22 protein-coding genes and 1 tRNA gene are annotated in these 24,545 nt (G+C 43.8%); 16 read left to right on the forward strand and 7 right to left on the reverse strand.

From position 1 onward, the window contains the following. Positions 1–224 precede the first annotated feature (224 nt). Positions 225–929, forward strand: coding sequence for a hypothetical protein (locus AWH61_RS06415; protein ID WP_075176515.1), 705 nt, complete (start codon positions 225–227; stop codon positions 927–929). A gap of 79 nt (positions 930–1,008) precedes the next feature. Here the strand turns inward: AWH61_RS06415 and AWH61_RS06420 are convergent, their stop codons facing one another. Together AWH61_RS06420 and yhbY are read right to left on the reverse strand one after the other, a co-directional pair. Further along, positions 1,009–1,785, reverse strand: a complete 777-nt coding sequence (locus AWH61_RS06420; RefSeq protein ID WP_039229436.1) for a 3-hydroxyacyl-CoA dehydrogenase — start codon at positions 1,783–1,785, stop codon at positions 1,009–1,011. A gap of 103 nt (positions 1,786–1,888) precedes the next feature. Beyond that, the gene (gene yhbY, locus AWH61_RS06425) at positions 1,889–2,182 is read right to left on the reverse strand and encodes a ribosome assembly RNA-binding protein YhbY (protein WP_014949363.1); all 294 of its coding nucleotides are present in this window, start codon (positions 2,180–2,182) and stop codon (positions 1,889–1,891) included. Positions 2,183–2,277: 95 nt separating this feature from the next. Here yhbY and rlmE point away from each other — a divergent pair, with 95 nt between their 5' ends. From rlmE to AWH61_RS06470, 9 genes are all read left to right on the forward strand, one after another. Continuing rightward, positions 2,278–2,907 (forward strand): 23S rRNA (uridine(2552)-2'-O)-methyltransferase RlmE, encoded by a 630-nt coding sequence (rlmE, locus tag AWH61_RS06430; RefSeq protein WP_014949364.1) that lies wholly within the window; start codon positions 2,278–2,280, stop codon positions 2,905–2,907. Positions 2,908–3,008: 101 nt separating this feature from the next. After that, the gene (gene ftsH / locus AWH61_RS06435; RefSeq protein ID WP_014949365.1) at positions 3,009–4,955 is read left to right on the forward strand and encodes an ATP-dependent zinc metalloprotease FtsH; all 1,947 of its coding nucleotides are present in this window, start codon (positions 3,009–3,011) and stop codon (positions 4,953–4,955) included. Between the two features lie 340 nt (positions 4,956–5,295). Next, positions 5,296–6,120, forward strand: a complete 825-nt coding sequence (gene folP / locus AWH61_RS06440; RefSeq protein ID WP_014976422.1) for a dihydropteroate synthase — start codon at positions 5,296–5,298, stop codon at positions 6,118–6,120. A 9-nt stretch (positions 6,121–6,129) separates the two neighbouring features. Beyond that, positions 6,130–7,473, forward strand: coding sequence for a phosphoglucosamine mutase (gene glmM / locus AWH61_RS06445; protein ID WP_014949367.1), 1,344 nt, complete (start codon positions 6,130–6,132; stop codon positions 7,471–7,473). Positions 7,474–7,569: 96 nt separating this feature from the next. Beyond that, complete coding sequence (gene tpiA / locus AWH61_RS06450; protein WP_075176516.1) at positions 7,570–8,313, forward strand: triose-phosphate isomerase; 744 nt, start codon at positions 7,570–7,572, stop codon at positions 8,311–8,313. 10 nt (positions 8,314–8,323) lie between these two features. Next, entirely contained in the window at positions 8,324–8,737 is a 414-nt protein-coding gene (secG, locus tag AWH61_RS06455) for a preprotein translocase subunit SecG (protein ID WP_039229428.1), read from the forward strand. A 9-nt stretch (positions 8,738–8,746) separates the two neighbouring features. After that, positions 8,747–8,832 (forward strand) — tRNA-Leu (locus AWH61_RS06460). A gap of 235 nt (positions 8,833–9,067) precedes the next feature. After that, complete coding sequence (locus AWH61_RS06465) at positions 9,068–11,362, forward strand: putative bifunctional diguanylate cyclase/phosphodiesterase (RefSeq protein ID WP_075176517.1); 2,295 nt, start codon at positions 9,068–9,070, stop codon at positions 11,360–11,362. A 193-nt stretch (positions 11,363–11,555) separates the two neighbouring features. Further along, positions 11,556–11,714: a YqaE/Pmp3 family membrane protein gene (locus AWH61_RS06470; RefSeq protein ID WP_014949371.1), complete on the forward strand. Its 159-nt coding sequence runs from the start codon at positions 11,556–11,558 to the stop codon at positions 11,712–11,714. Positions 11,715–11,875: 161 nt separating this feature from the next. Here AWH61_RS06470 and AWH61_RS06475 read toward each other — a convergent pair whose 3' ends face one another. From AWH61_RS06475 to AWH61_RS06485, 3 genes are all read right to left on the reverse strand, one after another. Further along, positions 11,876–12,331: a hemerythrin domain-containing protein gene (locus AWH61_RS06475; RefSeq protein ID WP_014949372.1), complete on the reverse strand. Its 456-nt coding sequence runs from the start codon at positions 12,329–12,331 to the stop codon at positions 11,876–11,878. Between the two features lie 229 nt (positions 12,332–12,560). Beyond that, the gene (gdhA, locus tag AWH61_RS06480; RefSeq protein WP_075176518.1) at positions 12,561–13,916 is read right to left on the reverse strand and encodes an NADP-specific glutamate dehydrogenase; all 1,356 of its coding nucleotides are present in this window, start codon (positions 13,914–13,916) and stop codon (positions 12,561–12,563) included. Between the two features lie 7 nt (positions 13,917–13,923). Next, positions 13,924–15,552, reverse strand: coding sequence for a diacylglycerol kinase family protein (locus tag AWH61_RS06485; RefSeq protein WP_075176519.1), 1,629 nt, complete (start codon positions 15,550–15,552; stop codon positions 13,924–13,926). 150 nt (positions 15,553–15,702) lie between these two features. Between AWH61_RS06485 and AWH61_RS06490 the strand changes: the two genes are divergently transcribed. After that, positions 15,703–16,233 carry a DUF2878 domain-containing protein gene (locus AWH61_RS06490; protein WP_039229417.1) on the forward strand — a complete coding sequence of 177 codons (531 nt, stop codon included), beginning with the start codon at positions 15,703–15,705 and terminating at the stop codon, positions 16,231–16,233. 20 nt (positions 16,234–16,253) lie between these two features. Further along, on the forward strand, positions 16,254–16,958 hold the full coding sequence (locus AWH61_RS06495) for an SDR family NAD(P)-dependent oxidoreductase (protein ID WP_014976474.1): 705 nt from the start codon (positions 16,254–16,256) through the stop codon (positions 16,956–16,958). 71 nt (positions 16,959–17,029) lie between these two features. Here the strand turns inward: AWH61_RS06495 and AWH61_RS06500 are convergent, their stop codons facing one another. Both AWH61_RS06500 and AWH61_RS06505 read right to left on the reverse strand, forming a co-directional pair. Next, on the reverse strand, positions 17,030–17,860 hold the full coding sequence (locus tag AWH61_RS06500; RefSeq protein WP_075176520.1) for an HAD family hydrolase: 831 nt from the start codon (positions 17,858–17,860) through the stop codon (positions 17,030–17,032). Between the two features lie 179 nt (positions 17,861–18,039). Further along, the gene (locus AWH61_RS06505) at positions 18,040–18,630 is read right to left on the reverse strand and encodes a hypothetical protein (RefSeq protein WP_039229403.1); all 591 of its coding nucleotides are present in this window, start codon (positions 18,628–18,630) and stop codon (positions 18,040–18,042) included. 583 nt (positions 18,631–19,213) lie between these two features. Between AWH61_RS06505 and AWH61_RS06510 the strand changes: the two genes are divergently transcribed. From AWH61_RS06510 to AWH61_RS06525, 4 genes are all read left to right on the forward strand, one after another. Further along, the gene (locus tag AWH61_RS06510) at positions 19,214–20,260 is read left to right on the forward strand and encodes a DNA topoisomerase IB (RefSeq protein ID WP_075176521.1); all 1,047 of its coding nucleotides are present in this window, start codon (positions 19,214–19,216) and stop codon (positions 20,258–20,260) included. 367 nt (positions 20,261–20,627) lie between these two features. Further along, complete coding sequence (gene putP / locus AWH61_RS06515) at positions 20,628–22,142, forward strand: sodium/proline symporter PutP (RefSeq protein ID WP_061486965.1); 1,515 nt, start codon at positions 20,628–20,630, stop codon at positions 22,140–22,142. Between the two features lie 16 nt (positions 22,143–22,158). Next, positions 22,159–23,268 carry a glutamate 5-kinase gene (gene proB / locus AWH61_RS06520; protein ID WP_014949381.1) on the forward strand — a complete coding sequence of 370 codons (1,110 nt, stop codon included), beginning with the start codon at positions 22,159–22,161 and terminating at the stop codon, positions 23,266–23,268. Then, complete coding sequence (locus AWH61_RS06525) at positions 23,265–24,512, forward strand: glutamate-5-semialdehyde dehydrogenase (protein ID WP_014949382.1); 1,248 nt, start codon at positions 23,265–23,267, stop codon at positions 24,510–24,512. The genes proB and AWH61_RS06525 overlap by 4 nt, the downstream gene beginning before the upstream one ends. Positions 24,513–24,545 lie beyond the last annotated feature (33 nt).

Below are 24,545 nucleotides of genomic sequence, written 5' to 3' on the forward strand. Positions count from 1 at the left end.
ACACAGTAAGGCGTGTTATTTTAACTCTTTTATCTGAAGGACAAGCACCCCACAAATACGCATGCAGGATACAGTGTAATCTCTTCAATAGTCGGAATATTTTTCTTTTTAGCAAATAGATAATTTAAGTGTGTTCCACTTAAGTTGTTAATTTATATGCGCGGCATTGGGTTTGCATCAGAGATTATCGAATGGATAACAATGATGCCTTTAAGGAGGTTACGATGTTTAACTCAAAACGAACGATTACAGCAACTCTGGTTTCATTCGCTATGATGGGCTCATCTGCAATGGCACAAGCTAACGTTGACGAGATGAAAACTGCGCAAATGCAAGCAGCTTCAGCGTCAGTGCAACCTGAGTCCAGAACATCTGAGTCTGGTGATACGTGGATTACGTTGACTGGTGAGGTGTCTGCTGTAGATTCAAAATTCTTTACGTTAGATTACGGTGACGGGAATATCTTTGTTGAGTTAAGAGACACCGACCTTGACAGTAATGCCTATGCAAAAATGAAAGGCGAAGAAGTCATGGTAACGGCGCGTCTTGATGATGGCATGTTTTCGAGCGAAAGGTTAGTTGCTCAGAGTGTGATTGTTGATGGTATGGATACTGTTTACTTAGCTGAGTCGGTTAATCAGGCTTCGGCAGATCTTTATTTAAGTACAGCAAGTAACATTGAGTTTGACGATGAAGAAATGGTGCTTGTAGGTACCGTTAAATCAATTGGCAAAGAAGCGTTACAAATTGACGTGGGCGATACCACCCTCACGGTAGATCTTGATGAGTTAGAGGACGCACCTGTTGATGCGGATGGTTACCTAACGCTAATGAAAGGCGAGCGCGTACGCATCACCGGCGAACTAGAAGACGATTTCTTTAATCGTTTCACCGTAGAAGCTGATACGCTAATCAAAATGAAAAGTTAACTATTACTGATAGATAACGCTTTAAAAAAAAACCGCCGAAAGGCGGTTTTTTTGATTAAAGCATTAATGTACTTAATCACTACTTTGGAGGCATGCGCAGCCCGCCGTCTAAGCGGATTGTCTCACCATTTAGGTAGCTATTGTTCGCCATATGGATAACTAACTTAGCAAATTCTTCTGGTAGCCCAAGGCGCTTAGGAAACTGAACGTTAGCAGAAAGGGCGTCTTGCACTTTTTCTGGCATAGCAAGTAGCATTGGCGTGCCCATTACACCCGGCGCAATGGTGTTAACACGAATACCCAACGGGGCTAAGTCTCGAGCCATTGGAAGGGTTAAGCCGATAATACCACCTTTACTCGCGGCATAAGCGGTTTGCCCTATTTGACCTTCGTAACCAGCAACTGAAGCAGTGTTTACGATAAGACCGCGTTCGCCTTCCTCGTTAACTGGCGATTGCTTTGCCATCGTCGCTGCAACTAAGCGAGAAACATTAAAGCTTCCTACTAAGTTAATATCGATAGTTTTCTGGAAGTCACCCAACGGCGCCGGATTGCCTTCTTTGTCGAGCAGTCGCTTAGCTGGAGCGATGCCTGCACAGTTAACCACTAAAGAAATGGCGCCAAACCTTTCGGTTGTCGCGTCTATAGCCGCTTGAACAGAAGTTTCATCGCGTACATCGACTTTGGTGAAAAGTGTGTTGTTTTTGCCTAATTCCTCTACGCGCTGTGCGCCAAGCTCTTCATTTAAGTCGAAAAGGCTGACGTTAGCACCTGCATCTCGAAGTGCGATAGCAGTGGCGTGACCAAGTCCTGAGCAACCGCCAGTAACAATGGCAGTAAGATTATTTAGCGTCATAGATTTCCCTTAAACCCTAGTTTTTCACTATTATTAACGTGATGTTAACGGGAAGTAAGAAGAAAAACTACGGTGCCGACGGGGATCGGCACCTTATATTCAGCTATTTTGGCAACTGAATTTTACAGTCTTCGCTTTGACGGTAGATAATTAGCGTGTGGCCGATTACCTGTAGCTTAACTGAGTTTGTTTCACGAACAATGGCATCCATGATTAGCGCTTTTTCTTCGCGATCGTCTGTTGGCACCTTAACTTTAATTAATTCGTGATGGCTAAGGGCGTTGTCAATTTCGGCAACCACACCTTCTGTCAGGCCGTTCCCACCTAGCTGCACAACAGGTTTTAAAGGGTGTGCAAGGCCTTTTAGGAATTGTTTCTGTTTATTTGAAAGTTTCATGAAGTAATATTTCTTACAATTAATCTGTTAGTTTATGCTTGAAATAACGTATTCTAACGCCATCTTCTCTACAATCCTAATGACATTGTATTGGAATGACAAAAAAGAAACACTCCGCCAGCAGTAAACGCTGGCTACAAGAACACGTTAACGACCATTATGTGCAAAAAGCAAATAAGGAAGGTTGGCGCTCGCGAGCTATCTATAAACTGGAAGAAATTCAGAAAAAAGATAAGCTTATTAAACCAGGAATGACACTTGTAGACCTAGGTGCTGCACCGGGGGGCTGGTCACAGCTAGCTGCACAGCTCGTTGGCGACAATGGTCAAGTTATCGCGTGCGATATTTTGCCCATGGACCCAATCGTGGGCGTAGACTTTTTACAAGGTGATTTTAGAGAGGACGCTGTTCTCGACGCACTATTGAACAGAATCGGTGGGAACACCGTAGATATTGTGTTGTCTGATATGGCACCGAACCTTGCAGGTAACGCGTCGGTTGACCAATCTCGCTCTATGTACCTTTGCGAACTAGCGCTTGATATGTGTCACCAAGTGTTAAAGCCTGGTGGTTCGTTTGTCATAAAGGTGTTCCAAGGTGAGGGGTTTGTTGAGTTCATGAACGCACTTAAACAATCTTTCACAACCATAAAGACGCGTAAGCCTGACTCGTCCAGATCACGTTCGCGAGAGGTGTATTTGGTGGCTTGTGGGTATAAAGTGTAGTACGCTTTGAGATAAGCGGTTTTCGTTGCGAGTTGTGTCGTTTATTCAATAAACAACTTGTTGAATATACAAGCAATTCGGGTTTATAGAGGTTAGTAGCATTGAGCGATATGGCAAAAAATTTAATCTTATGGTTAGTCATCGCCGTTGTTTTAATGTCGGTTTTCCAGAGCTTTTCACCGAGTGAATCGTCTCGTTCGCAAACTGACTACACAACGTTTTTGAGAGAAGCAGAACAGGGAAATATTCGAGAAGTTCGCATCAATAATAGTGGCGAAATTCGAGGTACTAAGCGTTCAGGCGAAACTTTCCAAACATTCGTACCTTACTTCGATGACAAGTTAGTATCTGACTTGGTTAAGAACGACGTAAGAGTGTACGGTGAACCACCAGAAGAGCAGTCTCTTCTGACGTCTATTTTCATCTCATGGTTCCCCATGTTACTGCTTATTGGTGTATGGATTTTCTTCATGCGTCAAATGCAGGGTGGCGGCGGCCGTGGCGCTATGTCATTCGGTAAAAGCAAAGCTCGCTTGCTTGGTGAAGACCAAATTAAGACAACATTTGCTGACGTAGCAGGCTGTGACGAAGCGAAAGAAGATGTATCTGAATTGGTAGACTTCCTACGCGATCCGTCTAAGTTCCAAAAGCTTGGTGGTAAAATTCCGAAGGGCGTACTTATGGTAGGTCCTCCTGGTACAGGTAAAACGTTGCTTGCAAAAGCCATTGCCGGTGAAGCGAAAGTACCATTCTTTACTATTTCTGGTTCTGATTTCGTTGAAATGTTCGTGGGTGTAGGTGCATCTCGTGTGCGTGACATGTTTGAGCAAGCGAAAAAAGCGGCGCCTTGTATCATCTTTATCGATGAAATCGATGCGGTAGGCCGTCAACGTGGTGCCGGTCTAGGTGGTGGTCACGACGAACGTGAGCAAACCCTTAACCAGATGCTTGTTGAAATGGACGGTTTTGAAGGTCATGAAGGTATTATCGTTATTGCGGCAACTAACCGTCCTGACGTACTCGACCCTGCGCTTCTTCGTCCTGGTCGTTTTGACCGTCAAGTAGTGGTTGGTCTTCCTGACATCCGCGGCCGTGAGCAAATTCTTAAAGTTCACATTCGCAAAGTACCAGTGGCTGATAACGTAGAACCGTCAGTTATTGCTCGCGGTACACCAGGTTTCTCAGGTGCTGACCTTGCTAACCTAGTAAACGAAGCTGCATTGTTCGCTGCTCGCGGCAACAAGCGCCTTGTTTCTATGGAAGAGTTTGAGAAAGCGAAAGACAAAATCATGATGGGCTCTGAGCGTAAGTCTATGGTGATGTCTGAGCCTGAAAAAGAAATGACAGCGTATCACGAAGCGGGTCACGCTATTGTGGGTCGCTTAGTGCCAGAGCACGATCCGGTATACAAAGTGTCAATCATTCCACGCGGTCGCGCGCTGGGTGTGACCATGTACTTACCAGAGCAAGACCGAGTGAGCCACTCTAAACAGCACTTAGAAAGTATGATTTCTAGCTTGTTTGGTGGGCGTATTGCTGAAGCCATTATTTATGGTGACGACAAAGTAACCACGGGTGCATCTAACGACATCGAACGCGCAACTGAAATTGCACGTAAGATGGTCACCCAATGGGGCTTGTCGAGCAAAATGGGCCCAATGCTTTACGCTGAAGACGAAGGTGAAGTGTTCCTAGGCAAGTCTATGTCTAAGGCAACAAACATGTCTGATGACACAGCACGTGCCATTGATGCGGAAATTAAGTCACTGATTGACCGCAACTACGAGCGTGCTCAAAAGATCCTTGAAGACAACATCGATATTTTACATTCAATGAAAGACGCACTGATGAAGTACGAAACCATTGATGCTAAGCAAATTGATGATTTGATGAACCGTACTGACGTTCGTCCTCCTGCTGACTGGGATGACAGCAAGCCATCGGGTGGCGACAAGCCAAGTGGCGGTGCACCGGTTCGTGAAGGTGAAATCAAAAATGACGGTGTAGACAAGCCGTCGGTAGGTAAGCCGGGTGATATTCCAAGCTAACCTTCTACATCCATTGAAAAACGCCAGTTTAACTGGCGTTTTTTGTTAGAGCTGATTGATTTTAATCTGGGAATTTGACTTACAGTTTATGTCACTGTGTTAGCTGAGTTATTTATTTCGTAACGCTCTACACTGTTCTTTGCAAAGAACAATGAAAAAAACACGGCGAAGAACTAACCAAAGAATTCAGCAAGCAACAAGGCAAAGAGCATGCATTTTTAAGTAAGTTTTATTGCTAAGACAGCGGGTCAAAATCAGTTTGCTTTAAAGCTTCATTTCTCAACATATTTTCTGACTAAGAAATACGGTAATTTCAAAACAAAGATAATGCAGGTAATTCATGCAGTTTGGTAAGTACTTCATAGATCTGTCACAGCCTCAGGTAATGGGCATTTTAAATGTTACTCCTGATTCATTTTCTGACGGCGGCAAGCACACAAATGTATCTCAAGCCCTTGACCATGCGCTTCGCATGATTGAAGAAGGGGCAACTTTTATTGATATAGGTGGTGAATCGACAAGGCCAGGCGCGCCCGACGTATCGCTGCAGGAAGAGCTTGATCGCACAATACCCGTTATTGAAGCCGTAGCTAAAAATACCTCATGTGTTATTTCTATTGATACCAGCAAGGCCGACGTTATGCGGGAAGCGGTGAAAGCCGGCGCGGGGCTAATCAACGATGTACGCGCTTTACAAGAGCCTGGTGCATTGCAAGTAGCAGCTGAAGCACAAGTACCTGTTTGTTTAATGCATATGCAGGGGCAACCCAGAACCATGCAGCAAAGCCCTGAGTATGATGATGTAGTGAATGATGTGGGTCAGTTTCTACTCGCGCGTACCAAAGTGTGTGAAGAAGCGGGCATTGCTAAAGACAAGATTTTGTTCGACCCTGGCTACGGTTTCGGAAAGTCACTGGAACATAATTATACGTTGGTGAAACACTTGCCATCGCTTATGAAGCTGGGTTACCCAGTGTTAGTAGGCATGTCTCGCAAGTCGATGATTGGCAATTTGCTAAATAGAAAAGTGGATGAGCGCTTGGCGGGAAGCATAAGCCTCGCTACAATTGTCGCCCAAATGGGCGCACATATAATTCGCGTTCACGACGTGAAAGAAACAGCTGATGCTGTCAATATCGTGAAAATGCTGAATTCAGTAAAATAAGGAATAATAATGACGCAGCGCAAATATTTCGGCACCGACGGTATCCGCGGAAAGGTAGGCGAGAGCAATATCAACCCAGAGTTTGTTACAAAACTCGGGTGGGCAGCAGGTAAGGTCCTTGCCGGACGAGGGACGAACAAAGTACTTATTGGTAAAGACACGCGTATTTCTGGCTACATGCTAGAGTCGTCTTTAGAGGCGGGTTTATCGGCTGCTGGTATCAATATCGGCTTGCTAGGCCCCATGCCAACGCCAGCCATTGCTTATCTCACCAAAACATTTCGCTCAGAAGCAGGGATAGTGATTAGTGCGTCACATAATCCGTTTTATGACAACGGCATTAAATTTTTCTCAGCGCAAGGCTTTAAGCTTGATGATGATATCGAATTAGCGATTGAAGATATGCTTGAGCGTCCAATGACATGTGTGGCATCTGATAAGCTGGGTAAGGCCACGCGTATAAACGACGCTGCGGGTCGTTATATTGAGTTTTGTAAGGGGACATTCCCTTCAGAATTATCGCTGACAGATCTTAAAATTGTTGTGGACTGCGCACATGGCGCAACGTATCACATTGCCCCCAATGTATTGAGAGAGTTAGGTGCTACGGTTATCGAACTTGGTACAGCGCCTAACGGCTTAAACATTAACGACGGTGTGGGCGCAACCTCAATGGATGCGATTGTTGAAAAGGTTAAGGAGACCGGCGCTGATCTTGGCTTTGCCCTAGACGGCGATGGCGATCGCATTATGATGGTAGACCACCTTGGTAATGTGCTTGATGGTGACCAGATTGTTTACATCATTGCCCGCGACGCGCTTAAGAACGGCAAAATGCAGGGTGGTGTCGTTGGCACGTTGATGAGCAATTTAGGCCTTGAAAATGCGTTGTCAAAGCTTGGTGTTCCTTTCGCAAGAAGTAATGTTGGCGACCGTTATGTGATGGAGCTGCTACAGCAAAAAGGCTGGTCTATTGGCGGTGAAAACTCTGGTCATGTTCTCAATCTTAATATGAGCTCTACGGGTGACGGTATTGTAGCTGGGCTTCAAGTGCTTGCCGCAATGCTTCGTTCGCACATGGACTTACACGACTTAGCAAGTGGGTTTGAAATGTACCCGCAAACGCTAGTTAACGTGAGGTACGCTAACCAAGAAGTGGATTATTTAGCACACAGCAATGTACAAAATGCTAAGAAAGAGGCTGAGTCTGCGTTAGGTAAAACGGGCAGGGTACTTCTACGTAAAAGTGGTACTGAGCCGTTAATTCGTGTGATGGTTGAGTCGAATGACGAAAGCCAATCTCACAAATGGGCAGAGCATATTGCTGAAACTGTTCGTAATCTCGCCAATTAGTTGGCGTAGCAGGAAATTTTGCTTTTTGTGCTTGTATCTTCTCAATTAAATAGTTAATATCACGCCCGCTTTGAAGACAGGGCTAAGGTCTGCGTTGTGAGTAAAAATCTTAGAAAGCCATTCGTGGCTGGCAACTGGAAAATGAACGGAAATTTGGCATTAGTTGCTGAATTTAATCAAAAACTGGCGAATGTAAAAGCTGATTCGGAAATCGTAATTTGCGCTCCTTCACTTCTTTTACACGCATTTGAAACCCATTCGTTTGCCATTGGTGCTCAAAACGTAAGTCATCTTAATAACGGCGCTCACACTGGTGAGTTGTCAGTTGAAATGCTTAAAGAAGCAGGTTGCGGTTACGCAATTGTTGGGCATTCAGAAAGACGAGAAGACCAAGGCGAGTCAAGCGAACTTGTTGCATTAAAGGCAAAGCAATGTGTTTCTTTAGGTGTCGTACCCATCATTTGTGTAGGTGAGCCACTTGAAGTGAGAGAAGCAGGTGATGTTGAATCGTTTGTTGGCGAGCAACTAGATGCACTAGTTAGCGCCATGTCGATAGACGAACTCAGCAAAACTGTTATTGCATACGAGCCGATTTGGGCAATTGGTACTGGTAAAACAGCCAGCCCTGAGCAAGCACAAGAAGTACACGAATTTATTCGCGGCTACTTTAATAAAGTAGACGCACAATTGGCTCAAGGCCTTCGTATTTTGTACGGTGGTAGTGTTAAGCCAGATAATGCTGAAACCCTATTTGCACAGAAAGATGTAGATGGCGGTTTAATTGGCGGAGCCAGTTTAAAAGCTGAAGATTTTATTTCAATTTGCCAAGCGGCAAACTGACGAGGTATTTATGATTTACGAAGTGCTATTAGTAGCATACCTAATTGTAGCGCTATTACTTATTGGATTTGTATTGATCCAACAAGGTAAAGGTGCAGATATGGGCGCTTCATTTGGCTCAGGCGGTTCAAACACTGTTTTCGGTTCATCAGGTTCAGGTAACTTCATGACTCGTACGACCGCTATATTAGCAGGCTTGTTCTTCTTAATTAGCCTTTCTTTGGGTGCAATGACTGCAAACCGTGAAAGCGCAGAAGATGAGTGGAACAACCTAGAAGTTCCAGCGACAGTAGAAGAGCCAGTAGAGCTACCAGCTGATCAAGACGTACCAGTTATTGAAGATGCAGCTCAAAGTGATGTTCCTGTTGTTGAAAGCGATGTGACAGACGTACCAAAGTCTGACGACGCTGAAGGTTCAAACTAAAAAGTTTTCGCGGAAGTGGTGGAATTGGTAGACACGCCATCTTGAGGGGGTGGTGAGCATAGCTCGTGCGGGTTCAAGTCCCGCTTTCCGCACCAAATAAATGTAAAGGCCAGCGCAATGCTGGCCTTTTCTGTTTTTACACCGTGAAATTCTTGTTAAGGTGACCCTGTACGCTCACTTTTAACTGGCCTTGTTAATTGTAACAAAGCGTTAAAATCTAAAATTTACAGGATGTTATGTCTGTTCCTATTTTTATTATTCAGCTATGCTTTTCAATACTTAGTCATACTGTCTGCGACATAAACAAAACAATTTTTACGAGGCACTATAGTGCAAAAAACACTTAGTCAGAGTTTGTTCCAAACCCTATTCGTAGGGATTGTGATAGCATCACTTCTGATAATTGGAGCAGTGTGGCGCTCAGCCAATACTCTCGTTGTTCAAAACATTGACCACAATATTGTTTTAGCAGAGAAAGTATTCGATAAAGTGGTTGCGGATCGCCAAGCTGTCATACGCAACGTTTCAAAAGTACTGTCTCGCTCATTTGATTTCAGGCGTGCGGTTGGCACAGAGAATATACCCTCTATTGAAGCGGCGTTTACCAGTTACGCGCAGCGACTAAACACCGATATCATCGCTCTGGTAAGTCTAGACCATCAAGTAGTTGTAACGCGTACAGACCTATTCGAAGTCGGTCAAAATGTGGAAAGTAGCCTAGCATTGGTTGCTAAAGGGAAAGACAGCGGTTTCTTCGTAGTCGATAACAAATTAGTACAGTTAAATCTAATTCGCGTAGAAATACCTACGCTTAGATATTACATGCTAATAGGCGTTGAGTTTGAAAGCAGATTATTAGAAGAGCTAAAAGCGCTCGTAGACGCTGAAATTATTATCTCAAGAACTGATACCAATGACGTTCTTACGACTACCTTAAAAGAAAATGATGCGCAACGGATCCTCGCGTCAGAACACGACCCCTCGTGGATAGATGTAACCTTTAAAGACGAGCTTACTTACTTTGCCCGTGAGGTGAATATCGCCTCTGATGGCAATTTGCCGGTTAAGATAACTCTAGCTGTAGATACAACGTCTTCATTTAGTGCTTTCACACGTATTCAATTGACGATTCTGGCATTTTGCTTAGTCGCAATATTCATTGCTCTGGGTCTTTCTCTGCTGCTTGCCAGGAACGTGAGTCGACCAGTGTCTACCTTGGTAAAAGCAGTGAATAAGGTCGCGTCAGGAAGCTATGGCGCAACCCTTGACGCACCGTCGAACCTCAAAGAGATTACCGAACTTGCCAACGCAGTCGATAGCATGCAAGCAAGTATTAAAAGTCGTGAAAATCATATTCGTTATCAAGCAGAACACGACGTGCTTACCGGGCTTTTCAATCGGAACTATGTTGAAGGCTTCTTTGAGTCAGAACTTCAAGAAGAAAGAGAGTTGCAGGTTGTTGCCATTACCGTAATCGGATTTCGAACCATTAACGACCTCTACGGTTACTCTAACGGCGATAATACACTGAAAGCATTGGCTGAGAGGCTTCAGCGTTGGCCTGGTACATCCGCAAGATTAGCTGGCGGTGAGATTTTATATATTACGCAAGATTCACTTAATGATGATCAGCTCGAAACGCTCAAGCACATATTAGAGCAACCAGTGGAAAGTAACCTGATTGCAATTCCAGTAAAAGTCGCCATGGCGGTTATCCAGTGCCCGCAAGATGCAACAACATCGGAAGAATTATTCAGAAAAATGAATATTGTTACTGATGAAGCGATACACAGCGACAGCTGGTGCGTTCGCTACAGAACGGAATTAGAAGATAAATACAATCGAAGACTATCAATTACCACCGAACTAAAACGTGCACTGGCTAGCCAGCAAAACGAACTGTCTATGGTTTACCAGCCAAAAATAGATCTGCAGACTATGAAAGTATGCAGCATGGAAGCGCTTATTCGTTGGAATAATAGTGTTCTGGGCTTTGTTCCACCTGATGAGTTTATTACCATTGCTGAGCAAGCAGGGTTAATTGAGCAAGTTACGACTTGGGTAATGAAGCAAACCATTTCAGACTTAGCTTATTTTAGAGGTATGGGGTATGGGTTCACCGTTGCGATGAACTTATCTACTCAGGATATTCAAAATAAGGTACTTCTAGGGAAGCTGGTGTCGCTTTTAACTCAGGAAGGCCTGTCACCTGAAGCTCTGGAACTTGAAATAACAGAAAGCGATTTAGTTGCTGATGCGTCGCTTGCTATAGAGAACCTTAATGAACTAACGGCGCGGGGCTTTCATTTCGCCATCGACGACTTTGGTACAGGCTATTCGTCGTTAGCCTATTTAAAGAACTTGCCCGTAAAAACGATTAAAATTGATAAGAGTTTTATTCTGTCGCTGGCGAGTGATGAAAACGACCAGCAAATTGTTCATACCGTGCTGAGTTTGGCGAATGTGTTTAATTTAAAGGTTGTGGCTGAAGGTGTTGAAGACGTAGCGTCGCTTGAAATCTTAAAGGATTGGGGCTGTGATATCGTTCAAGGTTATTACATTAGTCGCCCACTTAGCCGTTCAGACCTTGAAGACTGGCTTCAAAATACGCCTTTCGGTGAATAGCTATTTCTTCAAATTAAATTTATTGTTTTACAGTAATCACTATGCCTTTGCCGCAGTATTTGGCGACATGGCATCGTAAATGCAAAACTAATAATGAAGCGTGTAAAACGCTCTGCGGGCCTGATTTCTTCGCCAAAGTGTGAGTATTTTGCCCACTGAGTTGTGAAATTACTTCAAAAACAAGGAATTTATTATGGACATCATTCGTATACTTTTATCGATTTTACTTCCACCGCTGGGCGTATTTTTACAAGTGGGTATCGGTGCTCACTTTTGGATTAATATCCTTTTAACTATTCTTGGCTATTTCCCAGGTGTTATTCACGCTGTTTACATCATCGCCAAAAAGTAGGTGGTGAAAAACGCTGTATTGGCGGCTATGCAATAAATCGCATAGTCGTAGCGAGTACAGCAACCAAATATGAAATAAACAAAAGCCAGCTTTAATAGCTGGCTTTTTACGTTATGACGTATGTCGAATAGGACGATTTCGGCAACGTGATATATCCCATGTTAGGCGGTGAGCTTTTCGTCGTCTAACTCTTGCTTCATCTCTTTTTGATATTCGTCTGCAAGTTTTGTTTTTTGGCGGTCATTAAGCACATTGCCTGCAACTTGGAAGAATTCCTGTTCTTCGTCGGCAAGGTGATGTTCCACCTTTTCCTGAAGTGTTTTCAAATGACGCAACCAAGCTGGTGAACTCATATCCGTATCATCGAGCTTTGCGAGTAGCTCATCAATTTCGTGATGCTCTGCAATGCCGTGACGTGTTAAATCTACAGTGGCATCTTTCTCCAGAAGATGAGAATAGAAATGGCGCTCTTCAGCGATAGCATGACTTTCAAGCTGTGTCTTAAGCTCTTGATAATATTCACGGCGCGCAGCAGTGTTTCCGCTTGTTTCAGCTAGAATTTTAAGCAGTAAACGTTGCTTTTCATGGTCTTGACGCAAAGCTTCAAAAATTTTCATGGGTAGTTCCTTATAAATACCAAAAAAATGAATCACACCTGTGGTAATGCTATTTTTATTCCATGAATGAGATATTTGTTACGCGCTGATTTTTAAAAGAAATTTCAAATGAAGTGACACAGAGTCATTGAGTTGGGGAAGGGGACAACGCAAATTTTACAAGTCAGTTTCCGATAAATTCACGGCAGTAAGTCCGTGAATTTACCGAAAGAGGGAGATGGGATATGCGCTACACGCCTTGTGCGACCATGGCGTCAGCGAGTCTACGAAATGCTGCTACATTGGCGCCTTTCATATAATCAACGTAGCTGCTTCCAGCATCGCCTTCAGATTTACCCTCATCAACACAGCGCTGATGAATGCTTTCCATAATTGAATAGAGCTGTTCATCGAGTGCGCTTGCGTTACGTTGATTGAACATGGCGTTCTGGCTCATTTCTAAGCCTGATAGCGCAACGCCGCCAGCGTTAGATGCTTTGCCTGGTACGTATGCAATTTGGGCGTCTAAAAACAAAGCCTGAGCTTCGTTTGTGCACGGCATATTCGCACCTTCTAGTACCATTTGACAGCCGTTATCTAGCAGTGATTTTGCATCTTCTTCAAGTAGTTCGTTTTGCGTAGCGCAAGGCAGTGCTATGTCGCATTTTAAATGCCAAGGCTTTTTATCAACTATCCACTTGCCCATGTTTTCATCTGCCATGTCAGCAAGGATATTGTTGCGGTTTGCGTGGTTGTCGATTGCCCATTTAAGCGCGGTATCAGTTAAACCATTCTCATTATGTAAAAGCCCTCGGCTATTAGACAGCGAAATAACTTTTCCGCCTTTCTCTACCGCTTTAAGTGCAGCATGCAACGCTACGTTTCCGGCTCCAGACACTGCAATGGTTTTGCCTTCAATTGGAGTACCTTGATGTCGACATACCGCTTCTAAAAAGTAAATTAAGCCAAAGCCTGTAGCTTCAGTACGTACATAGCTACCACCAAATTCTAAGCCTTTACCGGTTAATACGCCTTCGAACTTATTGTTTAGTCTGCGATACTCGCCATAAAGGTATCCTATTTCTCTTGCGCCAACGTTTATGTCACCTGCAGGTACATCGGTATTTGCGCCAATATGTCGCTGTAATTCACGCATGAAGGCTTGGCAAAACAACATAATGTCGCGATCAGTACGCCCTTTGGGGTTAAAGTCTGACCCGCCTTTACCTCCGCCCATGGGTAAGCCGGTCAGGGCATTCTTGAAACACTGTTCGAAAGCAAGAAACTTAAGCACCGATAAGTTGACGGTAGGATGAAAGCGCAAGCCACCTTTGTAAGGACCCATGGCTGAATTGTGCTGTACACGCCAACCTTGATTGACTTCAATATCGCCATCACTGTTCATCCACGACACGGTAAAATAAATAATGCGTTCAGGCATGCAAATGCGTCTTATAATATCGAACGCTTTGTAGTCTTTGTTTGCATTGTAAATAGGAACAATATCTTCTAATACTTCGTGTACCGCTTGTAGATATTCCGTTTCGTTAGCAAACTTCTCATTAAGAAAGGTATAGATTTCTTCAAAGTTACTTTTCTGAGTCATGTACTGCTTAATCCTTTTCTTCAAAATTGGTGAGAACGGTAAGACTTCGAGGGCATGTTTTTATCTCAAGCTTTTCGCCTTCGTAGATCTCGCCGTCGACAGCATACGCCGTGGGCTTATCAAATGTTAACGTTATGCTTGATGCGCGTTCGTGCCGTATTGATTCAGATTGCTTCTTTGCTTCAGCTGGACTTAGCACTAGCTCTGCTAACGATGCGAATTGTTTATCAGAGCTGGGCTGAGGTAATAGCCAGGTCAAATCAAGCTTTCCATCGGTGATGTCGGGCGGCTCTGCGCCCTGAGCAAGTGCTGTGGTCATAGGGGCTGCGTTTGCAATAACAAAGCTCGGCGTTTCTAAGGTTTCAGCTGGCTGGTTGTCTTTTGCTACTTTAAACGTCATGTTTTCATTATTTGAAATCGCGTTCCATAGCCCTTTTAGGTAGGCAAACTGGCCGCCTACATTCTTTTCTTCGCGATCAGCGGCCGAAATCATTTTTTCCTCGAAGCCAACTGCTGCCACCAAAAGCATAACGTGGTCGTTGCAGGTCGCGGTATCTATGGCTAAGGTGTTGCCCTCTATAATGATGTCGCATGCTGTACTAACAGGCATGACTTTACTAATGTAGCCATGCAACACTTGGCTCAGTGCGTTTGCTGTACCAAAGGGAATAATCCCCATGGTAACGTCGGTGTTGACCAAAGCCGAGGCGACTTCAGTTAACGTTCCATCGCCGCCGCATGCGACAATTATGTGAGCGCCGTCTTGTTTTGCCTTTTCTGCTAGTGCCTTACCATCTACTTCAGGTGTGGTTTCTTTCACGGTCACTTTGAATTTTTCATTTAATCGAGAAAGAACGTCATCTCGGTATTGCTCCCATTTACCGCCCCCAGCAACTGGATTAACGATAAGGGTTAGATTCTTTTGTAGTGAAAGTAGGCCACCATCTCTGATCTGCTGCAGCGATGCTAATTGACGTTTGTTGAGCCTTGCTGTTTGGCGTATCTGGTTAATTTCACGTAATGCATCATCTACACTCAACGTAGGGTTTTTGGCCAGTAAATAGGCTGCAACTACCAGAACAGATCGACCTCGTCCAAGCGCACAATGCACAACAACATTTTTCTTTTCAGAAATTTGCTGATTCAACCAATTTATTGCTAAAACAAGTTGTTCAGGAGTGGGGCTGGTATGGTCGAGTACCGGTACGTTTAAATAGCGGTAATCTTCTTGATATGCCGTCCAATCCAGTCCGTCAAATTCAGCGGTTACGTCAAGAATGGCGTCAATGTTGTTTTCGTTTAAAAGGCTAACGTGTTTTCCCGACATGCGGCACGCAAGGAATAAGTGCGGCTCGATTTTTTGTAGGGGAGGGACTTTATCCGTTCTGCGTGCGTATTCATTGTAAAGCCAAGAGCCCAGTAAAAAAGGTACAAAAATCCAGCGTATGTAGAATGGTATTGAGCCATCCTCACGTTTGCGAAACAGGCTTGGATAGTTGAGCAAATAGGCGCTGCTTACGGCAATAAGGGAAAATGCAATCCAACCAAATACCACTTTTAATAATATCACTGGCACGGTCAGCGTTAGTGCTAACGCCACTAATGCACCAAGTACGTAATACTTCACCATTTTCACGATTAACACATCCTTTGTAATTGGAAAGAGCAAACAGTCTATGCATCTATACTTACACTGGAGCGTTTTCGTTTACTTTTGTCGCAATAGGGTTGAACTATCACGTACCGGTAAACGTATGCTTTGGTATTGAAAATATGAGCGTTTCAAATGAAGAATAGTGCGGTACTAAAGGTTGCGAACTTTGTATGGTTCCAAGGAATTTGGTGGCTGGTCATCTTGTTCCAGAATAAAGCAGTAATTCCAGTGTTAGGGTTAATCCTTTTGTGGATAGCCATTTCGCCCAAGCGAGTGGAAGATATAAAGCTAATGGGCACGGTATTTTTACTGGGAACGGTGGTTGATGCACTTTTAACCCTAAGCGGGCTGTTCATTTTTAACGAGACAGAAACGCTAGTCAGCTTCTGGCCAATTCCAATTTGGCTAAGTCTTCTATGGGCAGCCTTTGCAGGTACGGTCTATCACAGTTTAACCGCCTTTAATGGTCGAATGGCCGTTGCGGCGGTTGCTGGAGCTATCTTCGCGCCGCTTAGTTATATCGCCGGCGCCAAATTCGGCGCGGTTGAATTGGGCGCAAGCGTTGTACTTTCTTATATTTTTATCGCTCTAGTGTGGAGTGTAATCTTCCCGCTGTGTTTTTATTTATCCAATCGTTTTGAGGCAAAACAAGCCCAAGCGTAAATGCAAGGAGTGTATTGGCAATGACGAAAAACGTATTAGTTACAGGTGGAAACAGAGGTATAGGTCTGGAAATAGTAAAAGGAATGCTGTCTAAAGGCTATAAAGTGCTAATGGGGTGTCGAGACGAAGAGGCCGGCCTTGAAGCCAAGAAAGATATTGTGGGAGGGGATTTGCATATTATTGAGATGCCTCTTGATAACGAAACAGCCATCGTCGATGCGTTTGTTCGAGCTGAGGCCGTGTATGGCCCTGTTGATATCCTCATAAACAATGCAGGTATCTTAGACGACACGCCATGGAAAGATGTAAATTCTGAGACTTTGGCTAAATCAATGCAAATTAATGTGAACGCCCCGCTTACACTTATCCAGCAAACGTTACCGCAAATGATTGAGCGAGGTTTTGGACGTATTATCAATGTAAGCTCTAGTTACGGTAGCTTCGCCGAGGGACTGAAAGGGCCAATGTGCTATGCGATAACAAAGGCTGCTATTAATGCGCTTACGGTTAAGATGGCAGCGGTAGTTGATGAAGCTGCTGACGGTAAGTCTCTTGATGTAACCGTTAATAGCATGACCCCGGGTTGGGTGCATACCAGAATGGGTGGAAGTGATGCGCCCAAAACGCCCGAGGAGGGAGCAGATACGGCTATTTGGTTAGCAACCATGGAAGAGGGCGGCCCCCATGGCCAATTCTTAAAAGATAGAGAGCCTATAGAGTGGTAGCCTTAATTAACTAGCCTAATTCGTATAGTTTGAAGGCTACCATTTTCACAATGCTTTTTAATCAGCATCTTCTAAAGTGAGAATCGCTCTCGTAGAAAGCGGGCGATTCCATCTTCATCGTGATGCCCAATGACGGAAGTGGCGGCGTCTTTGATATAAGGTTTAGCGTTAGAAGGTGCATAAGCCTCGTCTGCTAGCTTAAACATACTTAAATCATTATCACTGTCGCCAAACACAATAACGTTGCTTGCATTCAACTGTTGGCGCAAAAGCTCTACCGCACTGCCTTTATTCGCAAGATTGTGGTGTACATCCATCCAACGGTACTCGTCTCCTTCGATAGCTGGCCCAGAGTACGCTATCAGTCCTTCGTGCGTGTTGAGCTGCTTATACATGTCATAGACTAGCGGTGCATCTCCGATCATACTGATGTTTGTAATATGTGCATTAGCAGGTAGCGACTCAATAGACGCTAGTCGCGCTTTAGTGCGCGAAAAATACTTTTCAATTAAATCGTGTTCCACCTGATGCTTAGGCGACGAATGGTAAATCACGTGCTCGTGATCTGGGCTATCCATATTCACTGTGTTAATGAAAGGCGTAATATTATTATTTACGGCGTGCTCGATAATAAGATTTACTTCACTGGGCGCGAGCAAATTTTCTAGTGTTAGCGCGTTTCCGGCAGGATCCCAAATTGCCACCCCATTATTATAAATGTGAGGGAGTACAAAAGACTGACCTTGTAGCACAAATTGCGCTGAATGCATGGTACGACCCGTCGCTACGGTGAATGCAATGTCTCTCTCACCAAGCAAGCCCAACGTCTCTTTAGTAAACGAGGAGATTTCAGAAGACTTATTTAATAAAGTGCCATCTAAATCAAAAAATATTAAATCCATACAATTGGTGCCTAATCTCTCTTTCAGAATAACGCCGACCAAACGACGAAGGGCAATAAACGTGGAGTTCGTTATATTGCCCTTCGAAAATATTGGAACAGCTAGATTGATAACTCCGCTATGATTACTGTATCACATTCTGCTTTGAAGCAGCGTTCCATATTATGTCGCTAGTCTTGCTACCGAATAGATTCGACCACTTTGTCGGTGTGCTGCTTCAGTAATTGCGAGACTTTAGAAGCAGACTGTGACTTTTTAAGGTTAATTACCAGCGCAACTTTACCATATCTAACCGCGTGTCTTACGGTCTGTATAACCTCATTTCTGTCTGGACGTAAACCGATTAAACCCGCTATGAATAACCCAATGAATATGCCTGGGCTAATTAGTGCTATGTAGGTAAACAAAGGATTTTGTTGAGTAAGCGCTGGGCCAAACTGCGTTAACAAAAATGCCGCCACTAAACCTACAATCAGACCGATTGAACCAAGCAACAGGTGGGACGACCACATGCTTTTGCCAATGGATGCGCTGTTACGTTCAAGTTTTTCACTCATTTTAGGGTCGCCAGCTTCGATAATTTCTACTTGAGATACCTCAACAGATGTTTGGTCTTGAACTATCTCAAGTACTTCCTGCACTTTAAGTTTTGACGGAAATACAGCCGCGACTTGCAAATCACCGGTTGATACAACATGGGCTCTCAAATTCTCATGTTCATTACTGTTTTCGCTTTTTGACTCTACGTTTTTCGAACTTTGAACATTCATCTTTAAATCCTCGACTTCTTACTTGGACTCTCTAAATCAATCCACTTCACTTGCACTTCAAAGGGTATTGCTGTTCGGCTTCATCTAAGTGCATAAGTAACTCGACAACTATTGCCCATACTTATTCAAGTTGCATTCCGACGAAGAAAAGTAGCGGTTTATACTTTAGTATAAAAAAGAGGAAGTTCGTTTTTATGCTGTTGTTTTTAATGGTTATTTTCGGAATGTTAAATATGATTTAGTAAGCTGGAAGGCGAAATAAAGAAGGATTTCGAAGCGATATGCTGAGTTATAGCAATCGCCGCTACCGGACCAAACAGCCGGTACTGTGATAATTTTACACATAGCGTGAAAATTCGTTATGGCCTTTAAAATCACTGTCTTGCCGTGGAAGCGTCGGCTTGCGGCAAGGTTAATTGCGTGTAGTGATCATTTCTGTACGTTCTTCTGTAGATTCTATTTATAAATTGAGATTTGGTACCGTTGTTTGCAATCTGACTAAGAAAGCACAGCGAGCATCTGCGGCCGTAGCAGCACCTTAACAGTCGGTCTTCTTAGCTGGTAAGGACAGGAGTATCTATAAATGAAACGGATTAAAGGCTATTGCAACGTCTACTCTGATGATAGCCATCTATCAATAAGGCGCATCGCTTGCGGTAATAAACGGTTTTACTATCGCTATGCAAGTGGAAAGAAAGTCACAGGAGAGCGCGTGCTAAAGCGTATCAAAAAGCTTGTCATTCCTCCAAATTGGCGCGACACCTTTATAAGCCGTGACAGTAAAGCCAGCGTTCAAGCCGTCGGCTATGACGAAAAAGGACGTAAACAATATATCTATCACAACAAATGGCACGAGCAGCAGCAAGTAGAAAAATTTGAGCGTTTGGTCGCCTTTGGTAATGCACTTCCTGAGTTCCGTGAGCACTGTCTTTCATTAATTTCACAGCCAACATGGACGCAAGAAAGAGCTTGCGCGCTGGTGTGCCTGTTGCTCGATTACACAGGTGCTAGAGTTGGCAACGCTCAATATAGTAAGGAAAATAACACATATGGGTTAACTACATTGCGGCGCAAGCATGTACAAGCGCAGTATGACGATAGTGTTGAACTTGCTTACATTGGTAAGCACGGCAAACCAAGAACACTAAAAGTAAACGACCCTGAGCTTGCTTCATTAGTTTGTGACTGTGCGCAACAACAAGGTTACTGTTTATTTCGTTATCAAGATGAGAATAAACAATGGCACGACGTAACGAGCGAAGACGTTAATGCGTTCATCCACAACGAACTAAGTGAACAGTTCAGTTGTAAAGACTTTCGAACGTGGGCTTCAAGTCGATTTGCACTAACAAACCTGCCCAGTGTGTATGAACAGATAGCAAACTCCAGAACCAAGAAATGGGAGAGTACGTTAAGTAAGTGTGTTGCAGCAGAACTTGGCAATACTCCCACCGTTTGCAGGAAATATTATATTCATCCGAAACTATTTACTGTGAAAAATGACGAAAAGGCGTGTGAGAAGCTAATTAATCGGGTTCGCTCGCTACATAGTGAAGATTGTACGCAACTTACCCATTTACTGCCTGTAGAAAAGCTTCTTTTGGATGTTATTTCGTCTGAGTGCGCGTAACAAAGTATTTTTAATGAAAATGTTTTAGCTGATAGTAAAGTTGCTGTTTTTTGCGACTTTTCAGCTAAAGTTAAATTGTTTCATAAATGACTTAGTGTTTTTAAGTTAATGAATACTAGGGGTAATTTTGGATTTTATTAGCGTAATATGCTGTGAAACATGGTTGGTGCTAATTTAAACATAAGTGCCTGTTAAACGATGTTGTTTAAAAATTGCACTTGAAATTTTCTGTCAGATCCTTATATTGTTAGAGCTCTAATGATTATTGTTCGATTTAATTATTTGCTTTTGAATTTGAATTAGCAAAGGTTAAATGGCGTTTTCATTTACGAGTTTTCGAAGAGCAATAGAGGAAATAACGAACGTTATGCCAATGGAAAGTTACCTATCACTAGCGGTGTATTTTATAGCGATGTTAGGGATAGGGTTGTTTGCTTACCGACAATCTACCAGTGATATTTCTGGTTATATTTTGGGAGGGCGACAAGTTAGCCCTCAAGTAACCGCACTGTCTGCGGGTGCGTCTGACATGTCTGGCTGGATGCTAATGGGCTTACCAGGTGCAATGTACTTAACCGGTTTCGATGCGGTTTATATTGCAATAGGGTTGGTTGCAGGTGCGTTGGCCAATTATTTACTAGTAGCACCAAAACTTCGCGTTTATACCGAAGTAGCGAACGACTCGCTGACTGTGCCTGAGTTTTTTGCGAAGCGTTTTAATACGCCTAACTCAAGCTTACGTATTGTTTCAGCGGTGATTATCGTACTGTTTTTCACGCTATACACCTCTGCCGGGTTAGTTGCAGGTGGTAAGTTGTTTGAAAGCGCGTTTTCAGTCGACTATCAGCTAGGCCTATTTATTACGCTGGGTGTAGTGGTGTCTTATACGCTACTTGGTGGTTTCTTGGCAGTAAGCCTTACGGACTTTGTACAAGGGTGCATTATGTTCGTGGCGCTGGTACTGGTTCCAATTGTCGCGTTTACCGAGTTCGATAGTGTGTCGCAAATGACAAGCGCCGCTTATCAATCTGTACCCAATTTTTCTGAATCGTTAGAAACGCTAACGATTGTAGGGTTGCTATCGAGTTTAGGTTGGGGCTTAGGTTACTTTGGACAGCCGCACATTATTGTTCGCTTTATGGCAATTCGTTCTGTTAACGCCATTGGCACAGCGCGAAATATTGGTATGTCGTGGATGTTAGTGACCATCATTGGTGCACTGGCAACAGGATTTGTAGGCATTGCTTATGCCAATCAGTTTGGCCTGGCTGTCGACGACCCTGAGACGATATTTATTATTTTCTCGCAATTGCTGTTCCACCCACTTATTAGTGGATTTTTAATGGCCGCTATTTTAGCCGCTATTATGAGTACAATTTCGTCGCAACTGCTGGTTAGCGCAAGTTCGTTAACCGAAGACATTTACCGCGTAATGGTGAATAAAAAGTCTTCAACCAAGGCGCTGAGTGAAAAGCAAACGGTAACAATTGGCCGTTATGGTGTAGCAGGTGTAGCTGTGGTTGCATTGTTATTAGCCATGGATGCGTCGAACACAATTTTATCTTTAGTAAGTAATGCTTGGGCAGGTTTTGGTGCAGCATTTGGTCCGTTAGTACTGTTTTGTCTGTATAAAAAGGACCTAACAGCGAAAGCGGCAATGGCGGGCATGATCAGCGGTGCGGTAACCGTACTGTTCTGGATTTATGCGCCCGTTTTAGCTGACGGTAAAACGTTAAGCAGCGTTATTTATGAAATTATTCCAGGGTTTGCGGTAAGTACGTTAACGCTTTATGTGGTAAGTCGCTTTAGCGAAAACCCATCGTCAAACGTACAAGCAACATTCGCGCAAGCCAGTGAAGAATTAGCAAATCAACAATCTTAAGGTTAAAAAGTTTATTATGAGTCATCCAAATTGGAAACGCGTAGTCATCAAAGTGGGTAGTGCATTGATATCGCCCAACCAACAAGGTTGTAGCAGTCATTACCTTTTGAGCATTGCGCAATTTATCGTGCGATGCAGAGCCAACGGTACACAAGTTGTACTCGTGTCTTCTGGTTCTGTCGCAGCGGGTGCGCACCTGTTTCCAGAGCAAGAAAAGTCAGATATTGCAGTTAAAAAAGCAATGGCAGCAGCGGGTCAAACCGAAATGATTGCCACGTGGGACAGACTGTTTGATTTTCCGTCTGCTCAGATGCTTTTAACGCATGCTGATTTACGAGACAGAGAGCGTTACGTAAGTATCCGTGAAACGATATTCAGCTTATTGGACAACAATATCCTGCCTATCGTTAACGAAAACGACACCGTTACCACCGACAAATTGAAAGTGGGTGATAACGATAATTTATCGGCCATGGTTGCGTCGGCAGCTGAAGCAGATGCACTTATCATCTGTTCAGACATTGATGGGTTGTACGATAAGAACCCGCATGAACACGACGACGCACAATTGCTTAAATCAGTTAATACCATTGATCAAAGCATTTATGACATGGCTGGCGGTGCGGTAAAAGGCGGTGTAGGCACCGGTGGTATGCGCACTAAAATTGAAGCGGCCGAAAAAGCCGTTTCGCATGGTATAGATACATATATTATTAACGGCTTTACTGAACTGTCGTTTAATATGCTGCTAGCAGGTGAAAACCCAGGCACGCATTTCAAACCTCACGCCAAGCCAATGCAAGAGAATGTGCATTGGATGCGCCATACGTCAAACGCGCAGGGCGAGGTGATAGTAGAAGGGGACTTTGACGCCTCTTTAGCTGGCGACGCAGAGCAACTGACAAGTAGCGAAATTATTGACGTGAAAGGTGAGTTCTCGGTAGGCGACACCATTCTAGTACGTAAAGAAGACGGTACTAAACTGGTAAAAGCCAAGTCGAATTACAGTAGCTGTTTATTGAATTTCATTGCGAATCAGGAAAACGAAGAATTCGCCCATGAGTTTGAGGAAAAGACTGGGCCAATTATTTCTGATCAGCACATAGCAAATCTGGAGAAAGAATGAGCATTATTACAGAGTTAGCACAACAGGCAAAAAAAGCTGCACGTACACTGGCTATTTTAAGTGAAAGCCAGAAAAACGCGGTGTTAACTGATATGGCCGCGGCAATTCGTGCAAACAAAAGTAAAATTATTGAAGTAAACGAAAAGGAAGTCGCGCGCGCCAAAGAGAATAACTTAGACGCAGCGATGGTTGACCGCTTAATCCTAAACGATGAGCGTATTGAAGCCATGGCTGAAGGCATCGAAGTTATTGTTGAACTTGATGATCCTGTGGGTAAAGAGCGCGTTATCGGTACACGTCCAAACGGTATTGAGATTAAGAAAATGCGTATACCGCTTGGTGTTGTGTGCATGATATATGAAGCACGACCTAATGTTACTGCCGACGCAGGCGCGCTGTGCTTTAAATCGGGTAACGCAGTGATATTACGTGGTGGTAAAGAAGCACTAGATACGAGTTTAGCCATTGCTGAGCTTATGCAAGACGTGCTGGAGAAGCACAACTTACCAAAAGCGCTGGTAACGGTAGTTCCGAACCCAGATCGTGCATTAATGCAAGAGCTAATGGAGCAGCGTGATTACATTGACGTAATTATTCCACGTGGTGGTGAAGGTCTAATCAACTACGTGACTGACAACGCTAAAGTGCCGGTAATTCAGCACTTTAAAGGTGTGTGTCACCTTTACGTAGACAAAGATGCTGATCTAGATAAAGCCATGGCGCTACTTCTAAATGGTAAAACACAGCGTACTGGCGTATGTAATGCCTTAGAAGGCTTAGTTGTACACCAAGCCGTTGCGGGCGATTTTCTGCCTAAAGTGGCCGATGCATTCAAAGAAAAGGGTGTTAAGGTTCACGTAAACGACAAAGGTAGCCAGTACTTTGATGGTGCTGACGTTATTTCTGAAGACGCGTACGGTGAAGAGTATCTTGGCCTTGAAATCGCTATCCGTGTAGTTGACGATTTCGAAGCAGCGGTTGACCACATTGCGCAATTTGGTAGTAACCACACTGAAGTAATTTGTACGGAAGATGCTGAAAAAGGCAAGTTATTCCAACGCGCAGTTGATGCAAGTGTAGTAATGGTTAATGCCTCTTCACGTTTTTCTGATGGTAGCCAGCTTGGCTTAGGTGCAGAAATTGGTATCGCAACCACTAAGCTACATGCTTATGGCCCAATGGGCTTGGAGTCGTTGACTTCAGAGAAATATTTAGTGAATGGCGAAGGCCAAATTCGCGATTAATAGAAAGATGTTTTAACTGGTCGGCATTGTGCC

This window comes from Alteromonas sp. W12, assembly GCF_001924945.1.
Lineage (GTDB): Bacteria > Pseudomonadota > Gammaproteobacteria > Enterobacterales > Alteromonadaceae > Alteromonas > Alteromonas macleodii.